The sequence below is a fragment of the Streptomyces sp. NPDC032822 genome (assembly GCF_055578825.1).
In genome coordinates this window covers 20,131-46,777 of record NZ_JBVIOL010000009.1, presented here as the reverse complement: position 1 = coordinate 46,777, position 26,647 = coordinate 20,131, and the positions used below count along the sequence as shown (strand labels likewise).

20 protein-coding genes are annotated in these 26,647 nt (G+C 71.2%); 16 read left to right on the top strand and 4 right to left on the bottom strand.

Annotated features, from left to right (window positions below):
- The 8 genes from nusA (at position 1) to ACZ5VD_RS25245 (ending at position 11,674) form a co-directional block, all read left to right on the top strand.
- Positions 1 to 987: a transcription termination factor NusA gene (gene nusA / locus ACZ5VD_RS25280; RefSeq protein ID WP_468552487.1), complete on the top strand. Its 987-nt coding sequence runs from the start codon at positions 1 to 3 to the stop codon at positions 985 to 987.
- 102 nt (positions 988 to 1,089) lie between these two features.
- Positions 1,090 to 1,368, top strand: a complete 279-nt coding sequence (locus ACZ5VD_RS25275) for a YlxR family protein (protein ID WP_468552521.1) — start codon at positions 1,090 to 1,092, stop codon at positions 1,366 to 1,368.
- A gap of 147 nt (positions 1,369 to 1,515) precedes the next feature.
- Entirely contained in the window at positions 1,516 to 4,692 is a 3,177-nt protein-coding gene (infB, locus tag ACZ5VD_RS25270) for a translation initiation factor IF-2 (RefSeq protein WP_468552488.1), read from the top strand.
- A gap of 137 nt (positions 4,693 to 4,829) precedes the next feature.
- Positions 4,830 to 5,123 (top strand): DUF503 domain-containing protein, encoded by a 294-nt coding sequence (locus tag ACZ5VD_RS25265; protein WP_468552489.1) that lies wholly within the window; start codon positions 4,830 to 4,832, stop codon positions 5,121 to 5,123.
- Positions 5,124 to 5,157: 34 nt separating this feature from the next.
- On the top strand, positions 5,158 to 5,604 hold the full coding sequence (gene rbfA, locus ACZ5VD_RS25260) for a 30S ribosome-binding factor RbfA (RefSeq protein WP_468552490.1): 447 nt from the start codon (positions 5,158 to 5,160) through the stop codon (positions 5,602 to 5,604).
- Positions 5,601 to 6,506 (top strand): tRNA pseudouridine(55) synthase TruB, encoded by a 906-nt coding sequence (gene truB / locus ACZ5VD_RS25255; RefSeq protein ID WP_468683390.1) that lies wholly within the window; start codon positions 5,601 to 5,603, stop codon positions 6,504 to 6,506. Before rbfA ends, truB begins: the two co-directional genes overlap by 4 nt.
- 296 nt (positions 6,507 to 6,802) lie before the next feature.
- Entirely contained in the window at positions 6,803 to 10,555 is a 3,753-nt protein-coding gene (locus ACZ5VD_RS25250) for a trypsin-like peptidase domain-containing protein (RefSeq protein ID WP_468683388.1), read from the top strand.
- Between the two features lie 162 nt (positions 10,556 to 10,717).
- The gene (locus ACZ5VD_RS25245; RefSeq protein WP_468552493.1) at positions 10,718 to 11,674 is read left to right on the top strand and encodes a bifunctional riboflavin kinase/FAD synthetase; all 957 of its coding nucleotides are present in this window, start codon (positions 10,718 to 10,720) and stop codon (positions 11,672 to 11,674) included.
- 72 nt (positions 11,675 to 11,746) lie between these two features.
- Here ACZ5VD_RS25245 and ACZ5VD_RS25240 read toward each other — a convergent pair whose 3' ends face one another.
- The 3 genes from ACZ5VD_RS25240 to eccE all read right to left on the bottom strand — a co-directional run bounded on the left by ACZ5VD_RS25240 (position 11,747) and on the right by eccE (position 17,354).
- Positions 11,747 to 14,881: an SCO5717 family growth-regulating ATPase gene (locus ACZ5VD_RS25240; RefSeq protein ID WP_468683386.1), complete on the bottom strand. Its 3,135-nt coding sequence runs from the start codon at positions 14,879 to 14,881 to the stop codon at positions 11,747 to 11,749.
- 353 nt (positions 14,882 to 15,234) lie between these two features.
- A complete protein-coding gene (locus ACZ5VD_RS25235; protein ID WP_468683384.1) occupies positions 15,235 to 16,020 on the bottom strand; it encodes a hypothetical protein in 786 nt (261 codons plus the stop codon).
- Positions 16,017 to 17,354 (bottom strand): type VII secretion protein EccE, encoded by a 1,338-nt coding sequence (gene eccE, locus ACZ5VD_RS25230; RefSeq protein WP_468683382.1) that lies wholly within the window; start codon positions 17,352 to 17,354, stop codon positions 16,017 to 16,019. The genes ACZ5VD_RS25235 and eccE overlap by 4 nt, the downstream gene beginning before the upstream one ends.
- A 199-nt stretch (positions 17,355 to 17,553) precedes the next feature.
- On the opposite strand from eccE, the gene eccB reads away from it, so the two are divergent.
- From eccB to ACZ5VD_RS25190, 8 genes are all read left to right on the top strand, one after another.
- Positions 17,554 to 19,077 (top strand): type VII secretion protein EccB, encoded by a 1,524-nt coding sequence (eccB, locus tag ACZ5VD_RS25225; protein ID WP_468683380.1) that lies wholly within the window; start codon positions 17,554 to 17,556, stop codon positions 19,075 to 19,077.
- A 15-nt stretch (positions 19,078 to 19,092) separates the two neighbouring features.
- Entirely contained in the window at positions 19,093 to 20,433 is a 1,341-nt protein-coding gene (gene mycP / locus ACZ5VD_RS25220; protein WP_468683379.1) for a type VII secretion-associated serine protease mycosin, read from the top strand.
- Entirely contained in the window at positions 20,393 to 21,436 is a 1,044-nt protein-coding gene (locus ACZ5VD_RS25215; RefSeq protein WP_468683378.1) for a hypothetical protein, read from the top strand. Before mycP ends, ACZ5VD_RS25215 begins: the two co-directional genes overlap by 41 nt.
- A 130-nt stretch (positions 21,437 to 21,566) precedes the next feature.
- Positions 21,567 to 21,983 carry a hypothetical protein gene (locus ACZ5VD_RS25210; RefSeq protein WP_468683376.1) on the top strand — a complete coding sequence of 139 codons (417 nt, stop codon included), beginning with the start codon at positions 21,567 to 21,569 and terminating at the stop codon, positions 21,981 to 21,983.
- Positions 21,983 to 23,665 (top strand): WXG100 family type VII secretion target, encoded by a 1,683-nt coding sequence (locus ACZ5VD_RS25205; protein ID WP_468683375.1) that lies wholly within the window; start codon positions 21,983 to 21,985, stop codon positions 23,663 to 23,665. Before ACZ5VD_RS25210 ends, ACZ5VD_RS25205 begins: the two co-directional genes overlap by 1 nt.
- A gap of 153 nt (positions 23,666 to 23,818) precedes the next feature.
- Positions 23,819 to 24,943, top strand: a complete 1,125-nt coding sequence (locus tag ACZ5VD_RS25200; RefSeq protein ID WP_468683373.1) for a S8 family serine peptidase — start codon at positions 23,819 to 23,821, stop codon at positions 24,941 to 24,943.
- Positions 24,944 to 25,089: 146 nt separating this feature from the next.
- A complete protein-coding gene (locus ACZ5VD_RS25195; protein ID WP_468552501.1) occupies positions 25,090 to 25,428 on the top strand; it encodes a WXG100 family type VII secretion target in 339 nt (112 codons plus the stop codon).
- 88 nt (positions 25,429 to 25,516) lie between these two features.
- Entirely contained in the window at positions 25,517 to 25,819 is a 303-nt protein-coding gene (locus tag ACZ5VD_RS25190) for a WXG100 family type VII secretion target (protein WP_468552502.1), read from the top strand.
- Between the two features lie 293 nt (positions 25,820 to 26,112).
- Here the strand turns inward: ACZ5VD_RS25190 and ACZ5VD_RS25185 are convergent, their stop codons facing one another.
- Positions 26,113 to 26,424 carry a hypothetical protein gene (locus ACZ5VD_RS25185; RefSeq protein WP_468683372.1) on the bottom strand — a complete coding sequence of 104 codons (312 nt, stop codon included), beginning with the start codon at positions 26,422 to 26,424 and terminating at the stop codon, positions 26,113 to 26,115.
- Between the last annotated feature and the right edge of the window lie 223 nt (positions 26,425 to 26,647).

Sequence of the window (26,647 nt, the reverse complement as noted above, 5' to 3'; positions counted from 1 at the left end):
GTGGATATCGACATGAGCGCCCTGCGGGGCTTGGTACGGGAGAAGGAGATCTCCTTCGATCTCCTGGTCGGGGCGATCGAGTCGGCCCTCCTCATCGCCTATCACCGCACCGACGGAAGCCGCCGCCACGCGCGCGTGAAGCTCGACCGGGACACCGGTCATGTGACCGTGTGGGCGAAGGAGGACCCCGAGGACCTGGAGGAGGGGCAGGAGGCGCGCGAGTTCGACGACACCCCGTCGGACTTCGGTCGCATCGCTGCCAGCACCGCCAAGCAGGTCATCCTGCAGCGGCTGCGCGACGCCGAGGACGACGCGACGCTCGGCGAGTACGCGGGGCGTGAGGGCGACATCGTCACCGGCGTGGTCCAGCAGGGCCGCGACCCGAAGAACGTGCTCGTCGACATCGGCAAGCTGGAGGCCATCCTGCCGGTGCAGGAGCAGGTCCCCGGCGAGACGTACCAGCACGGGATGCGTCTTCGGTCGTATGTCGTCCGGGTCGCGAAGGGGGTCCGCGGTCCGTCCGTGACCCTGTCCCGCACACATCCCAATCTGGTGAAGAAACTCTTCGCCATGGAGGTGCCGGAGATCGCCGACGGGTCGGTGGAGATCGCCGCCATCGCGCGTGAGGCAGGTCACCGCTCGAAGATCGCCGTCCGGTCCACCCGCAGCGGCCTGAACGCCAAGGGCGCCTGCATCGGCCCCATGGGCGGCCGGGTGCGCGCGGTGATGGGCGAGCTGAACGGTGAGAAGATCGACATCGTGGACTGGTCGGACGACCCGGCGGAGATGGTGGCCAACGCACTGTCCCCGGCCCGCGTCTCCAAGGTGGAGGTCGTGGACATGGCGGCCCGGTCCGCACGGGTGACCGTGCCCGACTACCAGCTGTCGCTGGCGATCGGCAAGGAAGGCCAGAACGCCCGGCTCGCGGCCCGTCTCACGGGCTGGCGGATCGACATCCGGCCCGACACCGAGCAGCCCGAGGAATAGATCCAAGCCGCGGGTCGCTCGGATCGCGACAGTTTGGCGCGCGGCAACTGTTCGATTCTTGCCCCAAAGGGGTGAGGTCGTTACGGGGAGGTAGACTTAAGAGTGTCTGGCCGGACGCGAGCCCGCGCATGCCCTGAGCGCACCTGTGTGGGGTGTCGGGAGCGAGCGGCCCAGAAGGACTTGCTGCGGACCGTGATGGTCGAGGGTGAATGCGTCCCCGATGATCGCGGTACGCTGCCCGGCCGGGGTGCGTATGTGCATCCCGCCCTGGTCTGTCTCGACCTGGCGGTACGTCGCCGGGCGTTCTCACGGGCGTTGCGCGCCCCGGGACCGCTCGACACCAAGACGTTGCGTCTCTACGTCGAGCAGGCAACACCGTAAGAAGCGTCGCGCGGAACCCCCGTGCGGCCCTGGTACCCCGCGAGTTGGAAGTAGGTCGAGATTGCGATGAGCACTCGATGAGCACGCGATGAGTACGCCCATGAAGTAGCGACGGTCCGGACGCAACCCGGACCTAAAAGGAGCGAAGTGGCTAAGGTCCGGGTATACGAACTCGCCAAGGAGTTCGGGGTGGAGAGCAAGGTCGTCATGGCCAAGCTCCAAGAACTCGGTGAATTTGTCCGTTCGGCGTCCTCGACGATCGAGGCGCCTGTCGTACGCAAGCTGACCGATGCCCTCCAGCAGGGCAACGGAGGCGGCAAGCCCGCCGCACGCAAGACCGCCCCGGCCAAGCCGGGTGCCCCCTCTCCGGCGCAGGCGGCCCGTCCGGCCGCCCCGCGCCCGCCGGCCCCCAAGCCGGCCGCCGCCGAGCAGTCCGCGGCTCCCGCCGCGCCGACCGCTCCCGGCCCCCGTCCGGGCCCGAAGCCCGCGCCGCGGCCCGCCCCGGCGTCTCCGGCTCCGACCACGCCCGAGTTCACGGCACCGCCGTCGGCTCCCGCCGCGCCGGCTGCCTCCACCGACACCGGCAGCAGCACCGCCGGCAGCACCGGTGGTTCGGGCTCCGGCCCTCGTCCGGGCGCCCCGCGTCCGGCGGGCCAGCAGGCCCCGCGTCCGGGTGCCCGTCCGGCCGGTGGTCCCGGCCAGGGCGGCCAGGGCCGCGGTGACCGTCCCGAGCGCTCCGAGCGTCCCGGCGCCCCGCGCCAGGGCGGCCAGGCCGCGCGTCCCGGTGCCCGTCCGGCCGGTCCCCGTCCGGGCAACAACCCGTTCACCTCTGGTGGCTCCACCGGTATGGCGCGCCCGCAGGCGCCCCGTCCGGGCGGCGCCCCGCGTCCCGGTGGTCCCGGTGCCGGTGCCCCGGGTGGCGCTCCCCGTCCGCAGGGTGCGGGCCAGGACCGCGGTCCCCGTCCCCAGGGCGGTCCCGGCGGCGCTCCGCGTCCGCAGGGCGGTCCGGGCGGTGCCCGTCCGAGCCCGGGCGGCATGCCCCGCCCGCAGGGTGGCGCTCCGCGTCCCGGCGGCGGCCCCGGTGGCAACCGTCCGAACCCCGGCATGATGCCGCAGCGTCCCGCTGCGGGCAGCCCCCGTCCCGGCGGCGGTGGCCCCGGCGGCCGCGGTCCCGGTGGCGGCGGTCGTCCCGGTGGTGGCGGCGGCGGTCGTCCCGGTGGCGGCGGCTTCGCTGGCCGTCCGGCCGGTCCCGGTGGCGGTGGCGGCGGCTTCGCCGGTCGTCCCGGCGGTCCCGGTGGCGGTGGCGGCGGCTTCGCCGGTCGTCCCGGCGGTCCCGGTGGCGGCGGCGGTCGTCCCGGCTTCGGTGGTCGTCCCGGTGGTCCCGGTGGCCGTGGTGGCACACAGGGCGCCTTCGGTCGTCCCGGTGGTCCCGCGCGTCGCGGTCGCAAGTCGAAGCGGCAGAGGCGCCAGGAGTACGAGGCCATGCAGGCCCCGTCGGTCGGCGGCGTGATGCTGCCGCGCGGCAACGGACAGTCCGTCCGCCTGTCGCGTGGTGCCTCCCTCACCGACTTCGCCGAGAAGATCGGCGCCAACCCGGCGTCGCTCGTCGGCGTGATGATGAACCTCGGCGAGATGGTCACCGCCACGCAGTCCGTCTCCGACGAGACGCTGAAGCTCCTCGCGGACGAGATGAACTTCGTCCTGGAGATCGTCAGCCCCGAGGAGGAGGACCGCGAGCTGCTGGAGTCCTTCGACATCGAGTTCGGCGAGGACGAGGGCGGCGAGGAGTTCCTCGTGCCGCGTCCGCCGGTCGTGACCGTCATGGGTCACGTCGACCACGGCAAGACCCGCCTCCTCGACACCATCCGCAAGACGAACGTCGTCGCGGGCGAGGCCGGCGGTATCACGCAGCACATCGGTGCGTACCAGGTCGCGACCGAGGTCAACGGCGAAGAGCGCAGGATCACCTTCATCGACACCCCGGGTCACGAGGCGTTCACCGCCATGCGTGCCCGTGGTGCCAAGTCGACCGACATCGCGATCCTCGTGGTGGCGGCCAACGACGGTGTGATGCCCCAGACGATCGAGGCGCTGAACCACGCCAAGGCGGCCGACGTGCCGATCGTGGTCGCGGTCAACAAGATCGACGTCGAGGGTGCCGACCCGACCAAGGTGCGCGGTCAGCTCACCGAGTTCGGTCTGGTGGCCGAGGAGTACGGCGGCGACACGATGTTCGTCGACATCTCCGCCAAGCAGGGCCTCAACATCGAGAGCCTGCTGGAGGCCGTGGTCCTCACCGCGGACGCCTCGCTCGACCTGCGGGCCAACCCGGAGCAGGACGCGCAGGGTATTGCGATCGAGTCCCACCTCGACCGCGGCCGTGGTGCCGTCTCGACGGTCCTGGTCCAGCGCGGCACGCTGCGCATCGGCGACACCATGGTGGTCGGCGACGCGTACGGCCGGGTCCGGGCGATGCTCGACGACAACGGCAACAACGTCGAGGAAGCGGGTCCCTCGACCCCCGTCCTGGTCCTGGGTCTCACCAACGTCCCGGGTGCCGGCGACAACTTCCTGGTGGTCGACGAGGATCGCACGGCGCGTCAGATCGCCGAGAAGCGCGCGGCGCGTGAGCGCAACGCCAACTTCGCCCGGCGCGGAGTCCGGTTCTCCCTGGAGAACCTGGACGAGGCCCTCAAGGCCGGTCTGGTGCAGGAACTCAACCTCATCATCAAGGGCGACGCGTCCGGTTCGGTGGAGGCTCTCGAGTCCTCGCTGCTCCAGCTCGACGTCGGCGAAGAGGTCGACATCCGCGTCCTGCACCGCGGCGTGGGTGCGGTCACCGAGTCGGACATCGACCTGGCGACCGGCTCCGACGCGATCGTCATCGGCTTCAACGTCCGCGCTGCGGGCCGCGCGGCGCAGATGGCGGAGCGCGAGGGCGTCGACGTCCGGTACTACTCGGTGATCTACCAGGCCATCGAGGAGATCGAGGCGGCCCTCAAGGGCATGCTCAAGCCGGAGTACGAGGAGGTCGAGCTCGGCACGGCGGAGATCCGCGAGGTCTTCAAGTCGTCCAAGCTCGGCAACATCGCCGGTGTCCTGGTCCGGTCCGGAGAGGTCAAGCGCAACACCAAGGCGCGCCTCGTCCGCGACGGCAAGGTCATCGCGGAGAGCCTCAACATCTCCGGTCTGCGCCGCTTCAAGGACGACGTCACCGAGCTCCGCGAAGGGTTCGAGGGCGGTATCAACCTCGGCAACTTCAACGACATCAAGGTCGACGACGTCATCGCGACGTACGAGATGCGCGAGAAGCCGCGAGGCTGATCCCAGCAGCGCGCGACCGGGGCCGGTCGGCGGGAGTTTATTTCCGTCGATCGGCCCCGGCCGTTGCGTGTACGGTTCCCGTATCGGCGTCGGAGCGCGGCGCCCGTACCCCGAACCGGCGGGACATCCGGGCACACATGTATGTGGGGACTCTGTCCTTCGACCTGCTTCTCGGCGACGTCCACTCGCTCAAGGAGAAGCGCTCCCTCGTCCGTCCCCTCGTGGCCGAGCTCCATCGCAAGTACGCGGTGAGCGTGGCGGAGACGGGCAACCAGAACCTCCATCGCAGGGCCGAGATCGGGCTCGCGGTGGTCGCCGGGGACACGGGACACCTCACGGACGTACTGGACCGCTGCGAGCGGCTGGTCGCCGGGCGGCCCGAGGTGGAACTGCTCTCGGTTCGACGCAGGGTCCACAGCGACGAAGACTGAAGCAACAAGAGATTGCACGTAAGGAGACGGACCAGTGGCCGACAACGCGCGGGCTAAGAGGCTGGCGGACCTCATCCGAGAGGTGGTGGCCCAGAAGCTGCAGCGCGGGATCAAGGACCCGCGGCTCGGTTCGCACGTCACCATCACGGACACCCGGGTCACCGGTGACCTGCGGGAGGCGACCGTCTTCTACACGGTGTACGGGGACGACGAGGAGCGGGCGGCCGCGGCCGTCGGCCTGGAGAGCGCCAAGGGCGTGCTCCGCTCGGCGGTCGGCGCGGCGGCGGGCGTGAAGTTCACGCCGACGCTGACCTTCGTGGCCGACGCGCTCCCCGACACCGCCAAGACCATCGAGGACCTCCTCGACAAGGCACGCCAGTCCGACGAGAAGGTGCGCGAGGTCTCGGCCGGCGCCGCCTACGCCGGTGAGGCGGACCCGTACAAGAAGCCGGGCGAGGACGAGGACGACGTCGCCGAATGACCCAGCAGAACCGGACGCCCGACGGCCTTGTCATCGTCGACAAGCCGTCGGGCTTCACTTCGCACGATGTCGTGGCCAAGATGCGCGGCATCGCCCGCACCCGACGGGTCGGCCATGCCGGCACCCTCGACCCGATGGCGACGGGCGTCCTCGTCCTCGGCGTGGAGAGGGCGACCAAGCTCCTCGGGCACCTCGCGCTCACCGAGAAGGAGTACCTGGGCACGATCCGCCTGGGCCAGACGACCCTGACCGACGACGCCGAGGGCGAGATCACGAGGTCGGTCGACGCCTCGAAGGTCACCCGCGACGCCGTCGACGCCGGGATCGCCCAGCTCACCGGCGCCATCATGCAGGTGCCCTCGAAGGTCAGCGCCATCAAGATCGACGGAGTGCGGTCCTACAAGCGGGCCCGGGAGGGCGAGGAGTTCGAGATCCCCGCCCGGCCCGTCACCGTCTCCTCCTTCGCGGTGTACGACGTCCGGGACGCCGTCGCCGAGGACGGCACCCCCGTGCTCGACCTGGTCGTGTCGGTGGTCTGCTCGTCCGGCACCTACATCCGGGCCCTCGCCCGCGACCTGGGCGCCGGCCTGGGCGTCGGAGGTCACCTCACGGCGCTGCGCCGCACCCGGGTGGGGCCGTACAAGCTGGACACCGCGAAGACGCTCGACGAGCTCCAGAAGGAACTGGTCGTGATGCCGATCGCCGAGGCCGCGACGGCCGCGTTCCCCCGCTGGGACGTGGACGCCAAGCGGGCCGGGCTGCTGCTGAACGGCGTACGGCTGGAGATGCCCGACACGTACGCCGGCAAGGGCGCGGTGGCCGTCTTCGACCCCGACGGCGGCTTCCTCGCCCTCGTCGAGGAGCAGAAGGGCAAGGCCAAGAGCCTCGCCGTCTTCGGCTGAGACGAGGACACCCGCACGGCGCGGATTCCGCCCGTGGAGCGGCGATCACGGGGTCGTCACTGCCGCCGCTCCACGGTCCCCCTCGGTTCCCCCACCCCTAGGGTGTATCCAGCCGCCCCCGTCCATTCACCCGTCCGGGCAGGCGCTCGGAGTGAACCGGGGGAGCGGACGGGGGCGCGTTCGTCGTGCGATCTGTCCGGCTGATCATCCCGCGCCTACCGTCGGATCAGGCACGTGCATGCGTACGGCGGACAGGCATGTGTGCAGGCGTGCGGGTACGGCGGGGAGGCTCGACCATGGCGGGACGGGGTGCGCGGACCGGGGACGCCCGCGGTACCGCACGGCCGAACCGACGGGACGACCGCGGGGGACCGGCACAGGCATCGGGAGAGGGCCCGGGCGAGGGGCCCGGGCGCGACGACTCCCTCGTCCGCATCCACGACCTCGCCGGCCGCCCCCGTGGCACCGGCTTCGTGGCCGACCACCACGGCACGGTCGTCACCAGCCACGAGACCGTCGACGGCCTGCCCCGGCTGGTCCTGCACGCCGCCGGGGACCGCAGCTGCGTCGTGAGCGCGGACGCGGTGACCCCCCTGCCGGACCTGGACCTGGCCCTCGTCCGCACCGAGGGCCTCGGTGTGGACCCGCTGCCCGTCACCGTGCGGGACCGGATCGGCGCCGGCACCTATGTGCGGGTCCCCGCCGGCTGCTGGCGCGCGGCCCGCGTACTGGCGGCGACCCCGGTCACGTACACCGCCACCGACCGCTTCCATCTCCTCGGCGACGTCCTGGAGTTGGCGATGGGCACGGCGGGCCGTGACGCCCTGCGACTGGGGGGCGGGGCCGCGGGCGGGCCCGTCCTCGACGCGGCGACCGGAGCGGTGATCGGCGTCCTCGGCACGGCCCTGCAGAGCGGCCACCGCGACGTCGGCTTCGCGGTACCCCTGCACCCCGCCCCGCCCGGCCCCCTCGCCGACCTGCTCGCGACGAACGCCGCCACCGTCCCCGCGTACGGCGTCGACCTCAACCTGGCGGGAGTGCTGGAACTGACGGCCACGTCGGTGGGACAGGACGGGCCGGCGGGCGTGCTGGCGGGGTATGTGGGGCGGACGGCGGAGGAGGGGTGGCCGGGGGCGTGCACCAGCGGGCTGGGGGTGGGATTCGGCGGGGCGTGCGTCGGGTCCGGTGGGGTGGGCGGAGGTTGGCCGGGTGCGGGTGCGGGTGCGGGGACCGGTGACGGTTTCGGCGGCGGTGTCGATTTCGGCGGGACAGGGATCGTGGAGCCGGTGGAACGGGGAGGCGTCGTCGCGGAGTTCGGGGCGTTCGTCGAGGGGGCGGCCGTTGTGCTCGGACTGGTCGGGGCGCCCGGCAGCGGGCGCACGACCGCCCTCGCCGCCCTCGCCGCCCGCCGTCACCGGAGTGCGGAACCGGCGCCCACGTTGTGGCTGCGCGGGGCCGACCTGAAGGACGAGGACGGCTCGGTGGCGGACGCGGCGCGGCGGGCCCTGGACCGGGCGGCCCGGATCGTCGCGGCCCCGGACCAGGCGGCGGGCGACCGGACGGACAGGACCGAGGTGGGCGCCGGAGGTGCCGAGCGCGGCACCGGCCTCACCCTTGCGGCCGACCTCGGCGACACCACCCCCGAACGCCTCGCCCGGCTCGCCCACACCGCCGGCCGCCCCCTCCTGCTCCTCCTCGACGGCCCCGAGGAGATGCCGCCCGTCCTGGCACACCGCCTCGCGGAGTGGACCGAGGGGACGGCGACGTGGCTGCGGGAGACGGGGGCGCGGATGGTGGTCGCGTGCCGGGAGGAGTACTGGGAGGGCGTGAGGTTCCCGGCGGAGCTGCTGCACCCGGCGGCCTCGCCCGACGAGACCACTCCCTCGCTCCCACCCCGCGTCCACCTCGGTGACCTGCACGAACACGAGGCCCGCCAGGCCCGCGCCCGCTATCGCATCCCCGAGGGCGTCCTCCACGACGCCGACGCCCGCCACCCCCTCACCCTCCGTCTCCTCTCGGAGATCCGCGCCGCCCACCTCGACGCCCCCGACGTCCCCGGCTCCTCTCTCGACCGCCACGACGTCTTCTCGGCCCACCTCGACCTGATGTGCCTGCGTATCGCCGTCCGGCTGGCCGCGGAGAACGGCCTGCGCGGCACCGCCGTACGCCGTCTCGCCGCCAAGGTCTCCGGTCAGGTCCACGAGGCCGCCCGCCGCAGCCTCGGCCCCGGACAGGGCGAGCTGGACCGGGAGTCGTTCGAGGCGGTGTTCCCGTGGGGTCAGGCACCGGCGCGGCTCGGCGGCGGCACCGGCTGGGCCTCCGCCGTCCTCACCGAGGGCCTCCTCGTCCCCGCCGGCGGCGGCTACCGCTTCGCCCACGAGGAACTCGCCGACTGGATCCAGGGCACGCACCTCGACCTGGACGAGGCGTTGCGCGCCCTGGTCCACCGCCGCCGCACCCACCCGCACGCCGAGCACCCGCTCCCCGTGCCGCACCACCGCATCGGCCCCGTCGTGCAGGCCCTGCTGCTCCTCGCCCGCCAGCACGGCACCCGTCAACTCGCCCGCCGCATGGAGGAGTTGACGTACGCCCTCGATGCCGACCCGCACTCCTGGTGGGCCGCCCGGCTGCTCGCCGACGTGCTCGGCCGGGTGCCCGACGTGACGCCGTACATCCCGGTCCTGCGTCTGCTCACCGACCGGATGGTGGCCTGGCGGCAGCAGGCCCGGCCGTTGCCCGCCGAGTTCGGGCCGGACTTCTGGACCGGATTGCCGCTGCCCGAGGACACCCGCTTTGACCTGCTGCGCCGCCTGGTCCTCGCCGACGGCCCGCCGCACGAGGCCGGACCGCGGTTCCTGGACGCCGTGGCCCGGCTGCTCACCGCCGACGCCACCGCCGTACAACCGCGTCTCGCCCGGTGGTTCGACGACGAGCGGCCGTTGCCCGCCACCCCGCACGCGACCGTGGCGAAGGCCGCGCAGGCACTGCTGCACACGCACCGACACCGCGCCCTGGACGACCTCACGGAGGTGCTCGTCGACAGCGCGCACGGCCGGGCCGACGAACTACTCGCCGTCCTGGCCGAGGACGAGCCGTCGGCCGTGTGCCGGGCCGTGGACCGGTGGGCGCACGACGAGCGGCCCGCACGACGGGTCGCGGCGGTGGCGTACGGCCTGCGCGCCGCCCCGCACGTACACACCGACGCCGACCGTGAACTCCTGCGCTACGCGGCCCTGTCGCTGCTCGCCCGCCCCGCCGACTGCACCCTGCACGGCGGCGCGCTCGCCCTGCTGGTCCGCGATCCGCACACCCGGGCCCGTCATCTCCCGCAGGCGCTCGGGCACTTCGCGGCCGGCGACCCGCAACTGCCGCCGAGCGCACTGGTGCCCGCCCTGGCGACCCACCCGGAGCCGGTCCTGGACGCCTTCCGGGACCGGCTGCGCCGTCCGGACGCCGGGGCCGCCCTGCGGACGCTCGCCGACGTCACCACGCCCGCCCTGGCCCGCCGGGTCGCCGTCCTCGTACGGGAGGCGGTGGAGCGGCACCCCGAGACCGCCGGGGACGTGGCGGCGTACACGGACCGGCGCCTCGACCACGGCCCCACCGCCCGGGCGGTCCTCCTTCCCCTGGTCAGCGGTCTGCTGGACGGCGGCCCCGAACGGGTGCGCGGCGCCCTCGCGACCGTGCTCGCCGCCGCCGGCACCCCCGCATCCCGCCCGCTGCGCCGAGAACTCCTCGAACTCCTCCTGGCCCGCGAAGACGACCCGTCCGTCCTGATGGCCGTCCTGCACGCGGCGGCCTCGCGCGCGGACACCGAGCCCCTGGTCGCCCGCGGCCTGGTCCACCGCACCGGGCTGCTCCTCGTCCGCACCCCGGACGGCGCGACCCGCTTCGACCGCGGTCTCGTCGACCTGGGGCGGCACCTCCCCGGCTTCGCCGCGCTGGTGGCGGGCTGGCTGACCGAGACCCCGGAGGAATGGGCGGCGGTGGTCGGGCCGAGCGCCCGCCGGATGATCGAGAACCTGGCGGGCGTGGGGGTGCCCGCCTGACCGGGTGATGTACGACGGGGTGCGTACGCCCGGTCGTACGTGCGCCGGGTCACAGGGTCCATGCCGATGCGGGCCGGAAGCACCCGGCATGGCACCCTTAGTCCTGCGTAAGAGACAACCCCGGACACGGGTTCGACGAGTTTGCGACGAGGAGCAGTCACAGTGCAGCGCTGGCGTGGCTTGGAGGACATCCCCGAGGACTGGGGGCGCAGCGTCGTCACCATCGGTTCCTACGACGGAGTCCACAGCGGACACCAGCTGATCATCCGGCACGCCGTGGACCGGGCCCGGGAACTGGGCGTCCCCGCGGTCGTCGTCACCTTCGACCCGCACCCCAGCGAGGTCGTCCGCCCCGGCAGCCATCCGCCGCTGCTGGCCCCGCACCACCGCCGCGCCGAACTGATGGCCGAGCTGGGCGTGGACGCGGTCCTGATCCTCCCCTTCACCAAGGAGTTCTCGAAGCTCTCCCCGGCCGACTTCGTCGTCAAGGTCCTGGTCGACAAGCTGCACGCCAGGGCGGTCGTCGAGGGCCCCAACTTCCGCTTCGGCCACAAGGCCGCGGGGAACGTGGACTTCCTCGCCGAACAGGGCAAGGTCTACGACTTCGAGGTCGAGGTCGTCGACCTGTACGTGTCCGGCACCGCGGGCGGCGGCGAGCCGTTCTCCTCGACCCTCACCCGGCGTCTGGTCGCCGAGGGCGATGTCGAGGGCGCCGGCGAGATCCTGGGCCGCCCGCACCGGGTGGAGGGCATCGTCGTCCGCGGGGCTCAGCGGGGCCGGGAGCTCGGTTTCCCGACCGCCAACGTCGAGACGCTGCCCCACACCGCGATCCCGGCCGACGGCGTCTACGCCGGCTGGCTGCACACCCAGGGCGAGGCGATGCCCGCCGCGATCTCCGTGGGCACCAACCCCCAGTTCGACGGCACCGAGCGCACGGTGGAGGCGTACGCCATCGACCGCGTCGGCCTCGACCTCTACGGCCTGCATGTCGCCGTCGACTTCCTCGCCTACGTCCGCGGCCAGGCGAAGTTCGACACGCTGGACGCGCTGCTGGAGCAGATGGCCGAGGACGTCAAGCGCTGCCGGGAGCTGGTGGCGGCGCAGGAGATCGTCGAGTAGCGGTCACCCCCTGACGCCGAAGGGCGGCCGGTGCCTTGTCAGGCGCCGGCCGCCCTTCGCATGAGGCTGTGCCTACTGCTGCGGAGGCGGCGGGGGCGGGGTCTGCCCACCTTGCTGTCCCGGCTGGGGGTAGCCGTAGCCCTGCTGCGGATACTGCTGCGGGTACGGCTGGCCGGGTGCGGCGGGCGGTTGGCCCGGCTGGGCGTAGGGCTGGCCCTGCGGCGGGTACTGCTGCCCGGGGTGGGGCTGCTGCGGGTAGGGCTGACCCTGCTGCCCGGGCTGTCCCGGTTGCCCGTATGGCTGGCCCGGCATCTGCTGGCCCGGCATCGGCGGGGCCGCCACCGGGGGCGGGTTGCCGTTGGACGTCCACAGACCGTGCAACTGCTGGTGCCGTACGAAGTCCTCGGCGACCAGCGCCGCGAGGTTGAAGTAGGACTCCCGCACCTTCGGCCGCATCATGTCGAGGTCGACCTCGGCGCCGGCGGAGAGATGCTCGTCGAAGGGGACTACGACGACACCGCGGCAGCGCGTCTCGAAGTGGCTGACGATGTCCTCGACCTTGATCATCTTGCCGGTCTCGCGGACCCCCGAGATGACCGTGAGGGACCGTGAGACCAGGTCGGCGTACCCGTGCGCGGACAGCCAGTCGAGGGTCGTACTGGCGCTGCTCGCACCGTCCACGGACGGCGTCGAGATGATGATGAGCTGGTCGGCGAGGTCGAGCACCCCGCGCATCGCGCTGTACAGCAGACCGGTACCGGAGTCGGTGAGGATGATCGGGTACTGATTGCCGAGCACGTCGATCGCGCGCCGGTAGTCCTCGTCGTTGAACGTGGTCGACACGGCCGGGTCGACGTCGTTGGCGATGATCTCCAGGCCGGACGCGGCCTGGGAGGTGAACCGCCGGATGTCCATGTACGAGTTGAGGTACGGGATCGCCTGGACGAGGTCGCGGATCGTGGCCCCGGTCTCGCGGCGGACCCGGCGGCCGAGCGTGCCGGCGTCCGGGTTGGCGTCGATCGCGAGGATCTTGTCCTGCCGCTCGGTGGCGAGCGTGGAGCCGAGCGCGGTGGTCGTGGTCGTCTTGCCGACACCGCCCTTGAGGCTGATCACGGCGATCCGGTAGCAGGACAGGACCGGCGTGCGGATGAGGTCCAGCTTCCGCTGCCGCTCGGCCTCCTCCTTCTTCCCGCCCAGCTTGAACTTGGAGCCGGCCGCCGGGCGGCTGCTCTTCGCCTTCTGCTTCTTGCTGTTGAGCAGCCGGTCGGAGGACAGCTCCACGGCGGCGGTGTAACCGAGGGGCGCTGCACCGGGGTTGGCCGGCTGGCGCTGGTCGTGCTGGACGGCCTGCGGCCAGGCGGCACCGGTGCGGGGGTCCACCGCCGGCTGGCCCTGGGGTGAGTGGGGTGCCTGCTGGGGGTGTTGGGGCTGCTGCGCCTGGTGGTGCGGTTGCTGAGGCGGCTGGGGGTGCTGGGGGAACGGCTGGGCCTGGCCCTGGTTCTGGCCGTCGGGCTGCTGGTGCGGGGCGCCCTGGTGCTGGGCCGGGTGCGGCTGCCGGCCGGGGTGACCCTGCTGCGCGGGCGGCTGCGGGAAGCCGTAGCCACCTTGGGCGTTGGGCGCGGGGGGCTGCGGGAAGCCGTACCCGCCCTGGGCGTTGGGGGCCGGCGGCTGGGGGAAGCCGTAGCCGCCCTGTGCGGGGGGCTGCTGCTGGCTCGGGGCGCCGGGGTGCGGGAAGCCGTAGCCGGGCTGTGGCTGCGGTTGTGGCTGTGCGGGTGGGGCCTCCGGGCCGGGCGGCGTCGGCACGCCGGGCTGGTTCTGGTGCCAGGGGGTCGGCGCAGGCTGCGGTGCCTGCGGCTGGAAGGGCGGCTGCTGCCCCTGGGCGGGGTACGCGGGCTGCGGCGCGGGCGCGGTCGGCTCCTGCTGCACGGGCCACTGGGGGGCGGCAGCGGGGGCGGCCGGCTGGTACGACGGCGGCAGCGGAGGCACACCGGCCTGCGGTGCGGGCGGGGGAGTCCACGCGGAGGGGGCGGGCTGCGGGGCGGCGCCGGGGGCGGGATCGGCGGTCGCAGCGGTGGAGTCGTCGCCGTTGCCCTCGGCGGCAGCCTCGGGCTCGGGCTGCGGCTGGGGTCCCGTCTCGGGCTTGGGCTCGGTCTCGCCTTCGGCCGGAGTGGTGTCGTCGGACACGGCGGCCGGGGCCTCCGCGTCGTCGCCGGACGGCGCGTCCGGGTCGCTCGCGACGTCCACGCCGTCGTCCGTACCGGCATCGCTGTCGGTGTCGGCGTCGGATCCAGTGCTGGTGCTGGTCCCGGCGTCGGCCGAGTCCGCAGCCGTACCGTCGGCACCGCCGTCGGGAGAGGCGGCCGGAGCCTGTTCGGCATCGGCATCGGTGTCGACATTGGCATCGGCGCCGGCAACGGCAGGGGCAGCGGCGTCGGGAGAGCCGTCTGCTGTGGCCTCGCCCTCGCTCTTCTCGGCAGGGCTCTGCCCGGTTCCGGTGCCCGACTCTGCGTGGGCGGCGGCTGCGAGTCCCGCGATCTCCTGCTGCAGGGCGGCGGCGGAGAAGCGCATGGTGGCACCGCTCCCCAGGTCGCCGGTGCCGGACTCGTCCTCACCGAAGGCCGGGAAAGGGGAGGCCGAGGGGGTGGGCGGAGCGGGTGCGACGGGCGGGGCGGGGGAGACCGGCGGGGCAGCGGCGACCGGAGGCGCGGCCGGAGCAGGCGGGGCGGTGTGTGCCTCGGGCACGGCCGGAGACCACTGGCCCTGGCCCTGGCCCTGGTTCTGACCGTGCCCCTGGGCCGGTCCCTGGCCCTGTGCCGGTCCCACCGGAGGGAAGCCCTGCGGCTGCTGCAGCTGGAAGCCACCGCTCGCGGGCGGCAGGTGCGGGGTAACCGGCTCGCTCACCGGAGACGGAGGCGGAGGCGGCGTCGAAGCCGGACCCTGCGTCGGAGGCGCCACCGGAAACGCGCTGTCCGGCGTCGCCGGAACGGCGGCAGCGGGCCCCGAGGCACCCTCGGCCGAGCCGGACGCGTCCTGTCCCGACTGGCCGGACTGTCCCGGCGCCCCGTCGCCCGCGTTCTGCGTGTACCAAGCGGGCGGCGCGTAGTCGATGGTGAACTCGCCGGTCATGTCGACAGCCGATTCCGCATCGGGCTGGTCATCGTCGGGTGAGGCCCAGCCCCCGCGGATCCCGTCCCGATCGCTGCTCACAATTCCTCCTGGTGTGGTCGAGCACCCATGCGCACCCTTGTGCGGTGCCGGGGCGACCATTACGTGTCTGCCTTGGTCGTTCGAGGTCGTCCGATCCACCGGCTTCCCCCAGGGGCGCCGACGCCCGGTCCACGGGTTCTGGCCTCGCGCCCGGTACCAGCCTAATCACCATGCGCCCCGCCTCGGCAGGCCCGTCCATCCCTGAGGGCCTGCCTCCGGCACCACAACCGTCCCCGAAGGCCCGGTAAGACGCCAGTTCAGGCGAGCAAACCGCCTGATAAAGGGTGCCGTGGAGCGGGGCAAAGCGGAACAATCGCCCCCGAATGGTCAATTCGCGTCAGGTGATGGCTGATTCAGTCCATCCTTCGAGGCATACCCAACAATCCGATCTCGGCATCGGTGGGCTGCGTCAACACGTACTGCCGGTCGCCGTCGGTGCACCAGAGCGTGAGACCGTCGGAGAGACCGGGCAGCGCGTCCCTCTCCGCCCGGGGCAACGCCAGGGTACGGCCCAGTTCCGCGGACTCGTCCGGCGAGATGCGCTGGACGCCGACGAGCCGCGCCTGTCTGAGCAGTCGCGGGGCGACCGGGCTGAGGTACGGCAGCAGGGTGAGTACGGCCTGCCAGGGGCCGGAGACGACCCGGCCGCGCGGCGGGCGCATCCCGCAGTCCCGCACCACCAGTACCGGTGTACCGGCCGAGGTGCCCTGCGGCGGCACCCGCCCGACGTCGTACACCGCCAGGCCGTTCTGCCCGCCGCCCATCGCGTGCACCATCTGCATCCAGGCCTGCGGTCGCCCGGTCTCCACGGCCACGCGCGCCCCCGTCGCCGCCGCCCTGAGCGCGATGACCTGGGCGGTCCACAGACCGCCGATGAGGACGACGTCGTAAGGAGTCGGACGGTTGAGCCCCAGTACGGCGGGCCGGCCGTCCGCGTCCACGCCGATGACCACGCCGTCGTCGCCGATGGGCAGCGTGAGCGCGTCCAGCTGTTCCACGGGCAGACAGTGCCGTGCGTGCCGCGGGCCGATCAGCCCCAGGCCGCTGCGGAGCAGATCGCGCGCCCGCTGTGTGGTGGTGGGCCGGTCCTCGCCGCGACGGGTGGCCGTCTGTCCGGCGCGCCCGGTCGGCGCCGTCATCGGACACCTCCGAGCGGCAGGGTGGCGAGCATGCCGGGCACCTGTTCCCGGTCGAGGCGGGCGAGTCCGGTGCCGGTGTGCCGGGCCGCGCCCTGCACCGCCCGTCGGGCCGCGACGAGTTCGTCGTCGCTGCGCCCGGTCACCCGCAGGTGGCCGGTCAGCGCGACCTCGCGCCGGTCCCCGCGCGTGAGGGTGAGACTGAAGGTGGTGGCGAGCGCGGGGACGGCCGTGACCAGCGCTACCAACTGCGGGAGCGAGGGCGCGCGTTCGCCGCCCAGCGTCGGCCACCGGCGGATCCAGTACGTGGTGTGTCTGCGGTTGTCGCAGCGCCAGCTGCGGCCGGACTCCTCGGTCCGCCGCTCCCGGGTGTCCGTCCGCCCGGCCTCCGCCGTCACCAGCGGGTTGGCGCAGGCCGAGGTGGCGATGGCGGAGGTCAGCTCCTCCTCGTCGAGGAGACCGGCCCGGAACCCGGCCCCGGTCAGCCGGCTCGCGAGGTGGTCGGCGGCGCGGACGACACACTTCTGCGCCCCGAGGAGACCACCGCCGCGCGCCTCCACCGCCTCCGCGCACAGCTCCGGGTCGAGCTTCAACGCGATCCAGGTGATGCGCACGGCGGGCGCGCCCGTCTGCTCCTGCAGGGGCGCGTAGTTGGCGACGGCCACCGACTGCCGGGGAAGATGGAGTGCGGGCGCGGGCTGCGTGTGCAGCACGATCTGCGCCGACTCCAGGCGGATGTCGTCGACGTCCAGCGCGTCGTACACCAGCGCGACCGGCAGTGGCTGCCGGTTCCGCTCGGCGCGCAGGGCGGTGGCGTCGGCCTCCACCTGAAGGACGGCGGTGACGAACGTGCCGTCCCCGACGACTCCGACGGAGCGGCGGTCACGACCGGCGTACGTGTACGTCCGCAGCGTCGGATCGCACTCCACGGCCGGTGCCAGCCCCGGTTCGGTGCCCTCCGGGATCGGCGTGGTCGCGGCCCGGCGCTGCCGTGCGCGCAACGCCCGCGCGGTGGCGAGCCATTCGGGCAGTGAGCGCCCGCGGCGACGGAAGAAGGAGAGCAGCACCAGACAGACGGCGACGACGACCGACGCCACCAGCGCCACGGTGCCGACAACCCACCCGACGAGGACGACGGCGAGCGCGATCTCCAGCAGCACAACGCGTTGCAACCGGAATGCCCCGACCTGACCCGAACGCACCCTGAGATGGAGGGCGCCCGGCGGAACCGGCCGCTGGGCCGCGGCCCGCCGGGGCGCCGCCGGCGTCCGTCGAGGCGCTGAGGAGCCCCCTGTCCGTGATCGGTCACCGGACCGGGCGCGCGTTCCGGAAGCCATCACTCCGTCCCCCCGTTCTGCTCACAACTCGCTGGCGTTTCAGCACCACACAAGGCCCTTGAAGGCCCGCGTACCCTACCCGCTCCGCAAGTCCCCTCGGATACCAGGCATAGTAGGGGGCCGCTCTGACATCGGAGGCGGGGGAGCAGGTCGCCCCGGCGGGCGCGGCCCATGTGAACACGGGGAGAGACAGGCACAGATGGCATCTCGGCGCGACCAGCTCAATGCCTACACCTTCGCGAAGCGCCGGATGCTGGCGGCGTTCCTGCAGTCGTCGCCCGACGGGTCGGAGGAAGGCGCGCCCCGCCCGCTGCGTTCGATCCTCCCCGGCATCATCGTGGGCGTGATCGTCCTCGCCGTCTTCGGGGCATGGGGCATGTTCAAGCCGACCGCGCCCAAGGGCTGGAACGAACCCGAGTCGAAGGTGATCGTCGCCAGTGAATCGACCACGCGGTACGTGATCCTGACGACCGACGGCCAGGTCCAGCTGCACCCGGTCCTCAACATGGCGTCCGCCAAACTGCTCCTCGCCGACGGCCAGGGCGAGGTCGTGACCGTCGCCGAGTCCGTTCTCGACGACGGCAAGATCCCGCACGGCGTCACCATCGGCATCCCGTACGCTCCCGACCGTCTGCCCTCGGCGTCCGAGGCGGGCCAGGAGAAGCGCTGGGCGGTCTGCGAACGCCCCGCCGCGGGCGGTGAGTCGATCCAGAAGGCGGCCCTGGTCCTCGCCTCCCGGGACACGAAGGCGACCGAGGGCAAGGGCGAGAAGCTGACGGGAGGTCAACTCCTGTACGTCGCCGATCCGGAGGGCGACCGCTACGTCGTGGACACGGGCGGACGGGCGTACTCCATCGGCAAGGCCGACGAACTGCTGCTGCGTGCCGTGGTCGGCTCCGGCCGGGCGCCCCAGAAGGTCTCCGACGAGTGGCTCGCCACCCTGCACACCGGCGACGCGATCACCTTCCCGGAGATCTCCGGGAAGGTCGGTACCGCGGCCGGTGCCCCCGGTCAGCTGGACGAGGCGACCGACAAGGTCGGCATGGTGCTCAAGGCCCCCGTGCTCAAGACCGACCAGTACTACGTGGTGCTGCCGGGCCGGGTCGCCCCCGTCTCGGCGTTCGTCGCCCAACTCCTGCTGTTCAGCGAGGATCTCGCCCCCCTCGGCCAGGCCGGCCACGCCACAGAGGTCAGCCCCGGCGACATCGTGCCCGGCACGGCGTACGGCACCGAACACGTCTGGCCCACCGAGATTCCCGAACCCGTCAACGAGGCCTCCGGCGGGGCCGGCAGCCGCAGCACCGTCTGCAACGTCCTGCGCGGCGTGAACGACTCGGGCGCCACGACCCTGAGCACCTGGGCGGGCACCGACTTCCCGGCCAAGCTCCCCACCGGCTCCTCCAGCGCCTACGTCACGCCCGGATCCGGCCAGCTCTACCGTCAGTTCCAGGGCAAGGAGACCAAGGCGGGCCCCGTCTTCCTCGTCACCGACACCGGGCTGCGCTACGTACTCCAGTCCAACGCCGACAGCGGCTCGGACGACGCCGGTATCGGTACGACGGCCAAGGAGCGCGGGCAGACTCAGCAGGGCGCCCAGCAGGCCCAGACCCAACTCGGCTACAAGGAGGTCGACCCCGCGCCGATCCCCGCCGCCTGGTCGGAGTTCCTGCCCACCGGGCCACGGCTGTCGACGACGGCGGCACGTCAGCCGCAGGGTTCCTGAGGGGCGGGCCAGGACATGCGACGACCCGTGCCCCTCCTCCGTACGGCGACGGTGATCGCCGCGGCCCTGCTCACGACCGTGCCCGTCCTCCTCGCACCTCCCGCGGCGGCGGCCGACCTCCCGTACTCGGACCAGTGCGCGTTCCCCAATGGCAAGTACCCGGGCCGCCCCTGGTCCCTGCAACGCGTCCTCCTGGACGAACTGTGGAGACAGTCCAAGGGCAGGAACGTACGCGTGGCGGTCATCGACACCGGCGTGGACGTGACGAACCCCCAGCTCACTGACGCCGTCGACGTCAAGAGCGGCCACAACTTCCTGCCGAAGAACCTCAAGGACGACGACGGCAACCCGATCGAGCGGGGCAAGGAGAACGGCACCACGGACACCGTCGGCCACGGCACCAAGGTCGCCGGCATCATCGCGGCCCGCCCCGCCGAGGGCACCGGCTTCGTGGGCCTGGCCCCCGAGGCGACGATCATCCCGATCCAGCAGAACGACGCGGAGGGCCACGGCGACACCGACAGCCTGGCCGCGGCGATCCGCCACGCCGTCCAGGCCGGCGCGGGCGTCATCAACATCTCCCAGGACACGTCGAAGGCGATGAAGCCGTCCTCCGGCCTGGAACTGGCGATCAACGAGGCCCTGGCCCGGAACATCGTCGTCGTGGCCTCGGCAGGCAACGACGGCCTCGGCGGCAACGTCAAGGAGACCTACCCGGCCTCCTACAAGGGCGTCCTCGCGGTCGCCGCCTCCGACCGCAACAACGAACGCGCCTCCTTCTCCCAGTCCGGCGAGTTCGTCGGCGTGGCCGCGCCGGGCGTCGACATGATCTCCACCGTCCCCAAGGGCGGCCACTGCTCCGACAACGGTACGAGTTTCTCCGCGCCGTACGTCGCCGGTGTCGCGGCCCTGATCAAGGCCAAGCACCCCACGTGGACGGCCCGGCAGATCGTCGCCCAGATCGAACAGACCGCGGAACGCACGGTCGCGGGCCACGACCGGCTGGTCGGCTGGGGCGTGGTGGACCCCGTACTCGCCCTGACGCAGGACGAACAGCCCATCGAGTCCCCCGACCCCCAACAGGGCCTGAGCAAAGCGGAAGCCCCCACCCCGGCCAGGTTCCAGCTCGGCGAGACAGCCGAGGAACGCAACGCCCGCCTCGCCACGTACGTGGCCGTGGGCGCGGTGGTCCTGGTCGCGGGACTCGGAGGCACGGCGGTGGCGCTGAGGGACGCACGGAGGAGGGCACGGAGGGTGCGGGGGCCGCGGGCGCGGAGTGAGCGAGGGCGGAGCGAGGGTGGGGGAGCGCGGGGGAATGCGGGGGAATGCGGAGAGCCTCCGCATCTGGTCCGGTGACCTGACGAAGCTCGTCGGCGACCTGGACGACACGCGGGACCACCTCGACCAGCGGGTCGAGCGCACGGACGCGGTCGTCGACCGGATCGAGCCGGGTCGGCGCAGCTCGGAGCGGCCCGACGGCAACGGCGTACCGGGAGTTCCACCGTCCCGTGACCGAAGCCGCCGTACGCACGACCTCCTCAAGGAAGTCCCGGTCCCGGACGTCACCACGGCCGGCGCCTGCGGGCTCCTGGAAGCCTCGGACGACCACGCCGAAGGATGGTCCCGGCAGCACTCCGTCACGGTCGACGGCGGGGCCAACGTGGCGGGCCTGGTAGCGGGTACGGCGGTGACGGCGGGCCTGGTGCCCCTGGCGCCCTGCACCGCCCCCGTCGCCGTGGCGGCCGGGGTCGGCGGTGCGGTGGTGGTGGTCGGGGCGACGGGCGGGATCGACCACGCCTTCCACGAGCACTGGAGCGAGGACAACCACGACCACGGCGTGGCCGACGGCGTGTTGCGGTGCAGCGGCCACGTCCTGTCGGAAACCGGGGATGACTTCATCAGACTCAAGGACGACGTGTGGCGTCGCATCAAGAGCCCTTCCGACCTACCCGCGCCGCGGCCCGCGGGGACCCCGACGGCGACCCGCACCCCGGCCTGGGCACCACCTCGTACCGTGGGCCTGCCCCTCGCAGGCCGAGCACTCTTCCTCATCGCGGCTCCCGTCATGCCGACGTGCGCCGCGTGGGGCGGCGGGTGGGCGGTCGCCGCGTTCACCGTGGGGGAGTACCCCCAGCGAGGTGGGCGCGCGGCGGGCGTCGGCATGACGGGAGCCCCTGAGCGAGGGCCGAGCGGAGGGCACGCTTCAGCATCGCAAATATCGAGCCACGCGGGGCATTTTTCCCGTTGGGATGACCCGACGGGTGGCCAAGCACGATGGAACCCATGCGACTTGCACCGCTTCAAGGCACTTCAATGGGGTTCAGGTCGGGCTTCTGACGGTGTCTCGACAACTTCGTAACTCACGCAACACAAAGTTCAGTTGGCCGCGATTTACACAATGGCTACAGTGGTCATCGAGCGTGTTGATCAGGCCACCGCCTGTACACCACTCGATGGCTTTACCAACGGGGAACGGGGAAGGCGGCATCGTGCCTGCTGCGGAGCGCGTGGCTCTCAAGGTCACTCTGGAGTCGCTCGGAGAGTTCAAGAAGCGTGTCGACGCCGCACTGTCCGACTTCGAGGACTCACAGGGCAGCGCCAAGAAAGTGGGAGCGCACCGCCTCTCGGAGGCGTCGTTCAAGGGGGTGGGGCGGTTCGACGAGGCCACGGGCCTCCACGCCGCCTACGAGAGCGTCCACGAGCGCCTGACGGCACTCTCCAAGAACCTGGGCCTGCAGATCGAGGCGCTCCAGATCGCCGTCACCGGGGCACGCGGGAACTTCAACGACCTTGAGGAAGAACAGCGGCGACGGTTCTGGGAGATCCAGACCGAGATCGGGCGGCAGGAGAAGGCCGCCGAGGAGCAGAAGCTCTCCGACGACAAGAAGGCGGGCGGTGGCCTCTGATGAGCGACGAGCACAAGCACCAGGATCCGCACCAGGTGGAGAAAGATGATGCCGCCGCGCAGTTGAGCGCCATCGACCTGGTTACTCAGGGCACAGCTGTCGTCAGGGCACTTCCCTTCGGCGGTGGCATGCCCCGCCTCTTCGGTAAGACGGACTTCGAGAGCCACGACCTGAACGCCATGATCGACCTGGTCGAGTCCGCGAAGCCGGAGGACCTGGAGACCGCGGGCAAGGCGTTGTGGGACGCCAAGGACGCCATCGAAACGGCCGCCAGCGAACTCAAGGACCACATCGGGAGGGTCGAGTGGGAGGGCGAGTCCGCCACGGCCTTCCACACCTGGGGCGACAAACTCGTCAAGCACGCCCTTGAGCTCGCGACGTTCGCCGAAGGCGCCGGTGTCCAGATCACGGCAGCGGCCACAGGCCTCGCATCGGTCCGCAGCGCCATGCCGCCCCGCGACACCCGGCTCGTCCGCCAGAAGGTGGAGGACATCCCGACGCCGAAGCAGGTGGACGGCAACGCGGAGTACACGGCGGCCGTCAAGGCAGAGAAGGACCGCCAAGAGGCGATCAACCAGATGAATCGGCTGGCCTCCTTCTACGAGGTGTCGGAGGCGTACCTCGCGAAGCAGCAGGCACCCACGTTCGAGCCCATGCCGGATGTGGGGGTGCCCAAGCCGGTGTGGTCCCCGGTCATCACCCCAGGAGAATCACGAGGTATTGGGGAGGTGGCGGCCACCCGTGAGCATGCGACGTCCGGCCGCGAGTCGGAGAGTGTGACTACTGGGCATGTGCGTTCGATCGACACCACGCCGCCACTCAAGGACGTGGACGACCCGATCGTGTCCTCGGACCGGAACATCGGTACGAAGATCGACAGCGTCGGAACGCTGTCGACGCAGGAGACCGTCAAGCCGGTCACCGTGACGCCGCCGACCTCGACAGGACCGAGCGGTCCTGTTACCGGCGCGGTTCCTTCTTTTCCTGTCGGTGTGCCACCCACGTCGACCGGCCGCACGTCAGGGTTCGGCCCAACGGCTGGCAACCGGGCCCCGATCTCGGCCCAGGGCCGCACGAACACGCCCAGCGGCACCACCAGCGGGCGCAGTGCGACAGGCCCGATGGGACGTGGCGCTACTTCTGGGCTGTCGGGAGCCCGAGGCGGAGGCACGGCGGGTACGCAGCCCATCGGTCGTGGTGTCTCCGGAGGGACACCACGACCGATCGGAGGAGCGGTGAACAGCCGTGCCGGTGGCCCGGGGCCCGTGGGAGCTGGACGAGGCAATGGTGTTGTCGGAGGACGACCCACTAGTGGTGCCACTCCAGGGTCGGCTGGTTCCAGGGTGCCTCGCGGCACCGTCGTCGGCGCCGAGGGCAACACCGCATCTCGTACATCCGCCGGCAAGATCGGGCAGCGCGGAGTCATCGGAGCGTCGAACTCTCCTTCTGCTCCCGGGGCTCGTACGGGGTACACCGCCCGACCCGCCGGGGGCAATCCTGACGGAGTGGTCGGTACGCCCAAGGGGAAAGGGTCCGCAGCCAGGAGTGGTGGCGCGGCTGGAGGCAGTGTTGATGCCTCGCGCGGCCCGAGGGGGGATCGGCGGAACTCGAATCGTGATGACCGAGAGAGCGAACGTCAGCCCGACCCTCAGCGGCGTAACGCGCCGCCAGCGACTGACTGAACACGAGCGAGGATGTACAGAGGCATGACAAGGACCAGCTCACACGGCGGAATGACTGTGTTTTTCGCAGGACGTGCCGGAAGACGAGTGTCGGCAGTGTGCGCTGCACTCGGCGCATTCGCCGTCGTGTCTTCGGGGCTGGCTCCTACTGCCGTGGCCGCCGATGTCCGGTCGAAGCAGTGGTACTTGGACCCGATGGACACGGAAGGGATGTGGAAGATCAGCACGGGCAGCGGCGTCAAGGTTGCTGTCGTGGACACTGGCGTGAATCCCGCGACTTCGTCCCTGAAGGGCCAAGTACTGGCGGATGAGGTCCCTGAGGCTGTTTCGAGCGGTGCGACCGATGACTATGACGGCCACGGCACCACCATGGCGGAGTTGATTGCCGGTACAGGCGACGGCGGCGGTCTGCAGGGACTGGCTCCCGGGGCGAAGATCGTCCCCTATGGAGTGAACCTCCAGGGCAATCCGGACAAGAAGGCCCCTGAGGTCGGGGAAGCGATCAAGGCTGCCGCTGACAGTGATGCTCGGATCATCAACATGTCCTTCAGTGGCGACACCATCGACCCGGATGTGGAGGAGGCGGTGAAGTACGCCCAGTCCAAGGGCAAGTTGATGTTCGCCGGCACGGGAAACGATGCTGAATCCAAGAACTTCGTAGGCTACCCAGCCGCCTACCCCTACGTCGTGGGAGTAGCTGCATCCGACGTGACTGGGACAGTCGGAGAGTTTTCGGAGCACGGCAAATATGTCGATCTCGCTGCTCCAGGCCTAAACGTGCCTCATTGGTGCGACGCGACGTTTCGGTCGTACTGCGATGACGGAGAGGGAACAAGCATGGCCACCGCCATCACCTCCGCTGCCGCCGCCCTCATCTGGTCCGCCCACCCCAACTGGACGGCCAACCAGGTCCTCCGAACCTTGATCGACACCGCCAGCCGCGATTGGCCGAAGGACACGCCGAGCAAGTATCTGGGATACGGCCTGGTCCGCCCTCGGAAGGTGCTGGAAGACAGCAGGATCGATCCCGGACCCGCCACTGCGGACCCCTTGAGCTACAGGAATGGAGCCAGCGGCGTCTCCTCCTCGCCCTCTCCATCCGCCTCCGCCGCGTCCCAAGCCCCAAAGGACACGTCATCCGGCGCGACCTCAGCCGCAGGTTCCTCCTCGAACTCCTCCGACGACAACACCCAGTTGTACGTAATCCTGGGCGCCGTTCTTGTCGTGGCACTTGGCGGGGGAGCCTTCGCCGTAGCCCGTTCACGACGTCGCGCATGACGAACTCCGCGCGATTGACCAGTCGCACACACGATTCCGGTGCAGGCCGGCCACTCCTGTGCGGACATGCGACAACGAGTGCGACACGCCTCCATCGGTGCCGTGCGCAGAAATGAACCACAGCTCTTACGAAAGGGAGTGCCGAAATGGTCGACCGCAAGCTCAATGACGGCGACGTAAAGAAGCTTCAGACCGAAGTCGTCGATCGGTACGACAACATCCGGCAGTCGCTCGCGAAGCTGCAGGGAACGATCGACATGATCGAGAAGGCCTGGACCGGTCAGGGCGCCAACGCGTTCAACGCGAAGCAGACGGAGATCAACGGCCACATGGTCGGGATCGGCAAGATGCTCGACGACTTCCTTGAGGGCATCAACATGACCAAGGCCGACAAGCGCAACCTCGAAGACCAGATCGAGGCCGACGTCACCAAGATCTCGGTAGACGATCTCGGCGGGAAGACTTCGGCGCTCAACAGCTACTGACGAGCAAGGGGCGGCACTCGGCCGCACCGTTGCCCGGGCCGCGAGGTCCGGCTGAATTCTTCAAGGAAACGAAGGAAACGAGGGAACAATGTCCGGAGCCCATTACGAGGAGCTTGCCGTCACGTACGGCACCATGGACGCACTCGCCACCGAGCTCGGCAACCAGGCCAGGAAGCTTGAGGAAGACCTTGAGGCCCTGAAGCAGGCCGTGCTCAACGTGTCGGCGGGCTGGGGCGGCGAGGCGTACGACGAGTTCCAGAAGAAGTCCGTGCAGTGGGACAAGCACGCCCGGGGCATCCACTCGGCGCTGGTCCAGATCTCACAGCGGGTCCACACCGCCGGCGGCGACTACCGGGGCGGCGACCTCAAGGGCGCCAGCTACTTCCAGTAGAAGCACGCGGTACACAGAACCAGGGTGGGCACGCACGGGAGGTGCCCACCCTGAGTCGTGCCTGGCACCCGGATTCCGCAGGACATAATCGGCCGCGCCCTGGGCCTAGCTCTGGAACTGTCGGGTGGCGACAACCTATTCATCGAACCTCGACAGGGGCCATTCAGGTCTCAGTAGTGGCTTCCGGCGAGCTTCGGAATAATTGCCACTTCTCCGGAGACCTGGAGAAGAGGCAATCAGGAGCCGCCTGACCTGCTGAGAGCGGCGGCCCGGTCGAGAATGAAGGCCAGTGGTCAGCGGCACTCGCCGGACTTCTCAAGAGCGCGGGTGTAGGCCGTGATCAACCTCTTCATCGCGCCAGAGTCAGACCGGTCGTGGGCGAATACCTGGACTACGGCGAACAGGCTCTGATCGGGATGGTCCGTAGACCTGCACGATGCTGCGGTCTTTCCTACGGCACCAGTGCCCGAGTAGAGATAGCGATCATCGTCGGTCACTTGACCGTCGTCCATTTTGTCGTAGCCGGCGGCGACAGTGGACGCGCTCTCACCCTTGCTCCACCATGTCTGGATCTGCCGAACTGCGATGTCACCGTCGACGATCACGTCACACCGCTTCGTTCCCCCGTTGGGAGCCGAGGGTTCAACCGAGATGGAATCACCCGCCGGTAGAAAAGAATCGAGGAACCGGGGCTCCAGTGGAATTCCGCAGAGAGCGCTGGGGACTGTGTAGGTCTTCTCTTCTTCTGCGTCTCCGTCTGAGCATGCAGAAACAGTCAGCGTTCCGGCCAATGCTACGGCGACAGAGGTCGACACTCGGGCGGTTCGT

Bases quoted from the DNA above. Each gene is read 5' to 3' on its own strand.
- ACZ5VD_RS25215 (WP_468683378.1), top strand. From the start codon at position 20,393: ATGCGGGGGAATGCGGAGAGCCTCCGCATCTGGTCCGGTGACCTGACG.
- mycP (WP_468683379.1), top strand. From the start codon at position 19,093: ATGCGACGACCCGTGCCCCTCCTCCGTACGGCGACGGTGATCGCCGCG.
- truB (WP_468683390.1), top strand. From the start codon at position 5,601: ATGACCCAGCAGAACCGGACGCCCGACGGCCTTGTCATCGTCGACAAG.
- ACZ5VD_RS25190 (WP_468552502.1), top strand. From the start codon at position 25,517: ATGTCCGGAGCCCATTACGAGGAGCTTGCCGTCACGTACGGCACCATG.
- ACZ5VD_RS25250 (WP_468683388.1), top strand. From the start codon at position 6,803: ATGGCGGGACGGGGTGCGCGGACCGGGGACGCCCGCGGTACCGCACGG.
- eccB (WP_468683380.1), top strand. From the start codon at position 17,554: ATGGCATCTCGGCGCGACCAGCTCAATGCCTACACCTTCGCGAAGCGC.
- eccE (WP_468683382.1), bottom strand. From the start codon at position 17,354: ATGGCTTCCGGAACGCGCGCCCGGTCCGGTGACCGATCACGGACAGGG.
- ACZ5VD_RS25265 (WP_468552489.1), top strand. From the start codon at position 4,830: ATGTATGTGGGGACTCTGTCCTTCGACCTGCTTCTCGGCGACGTCCAC.
- ACZ5VD_RS25235 (WP_468683384.1), bottom strand. From the start codon at position 16,020: ATGACGGCGCCGACCGGGCGCGCCGGACAGACGGCCACCCGTCGCGGC.
- ACZ5VD_RS25205 (WP_468683375.1), top strand. From the start codon at position 21,983: ATGAGCGACGAGCACAAGCACCAGGATCCGCACCAGGTGGAGAAAGAT.
- ACZ5VD_RS25195 (WP_468552501.1), top strand. From the start codon at position 25,090: ATGGTCGACCGCAAGCTCAATGACGGCGACGTAAAGAAGCTTCAGACC.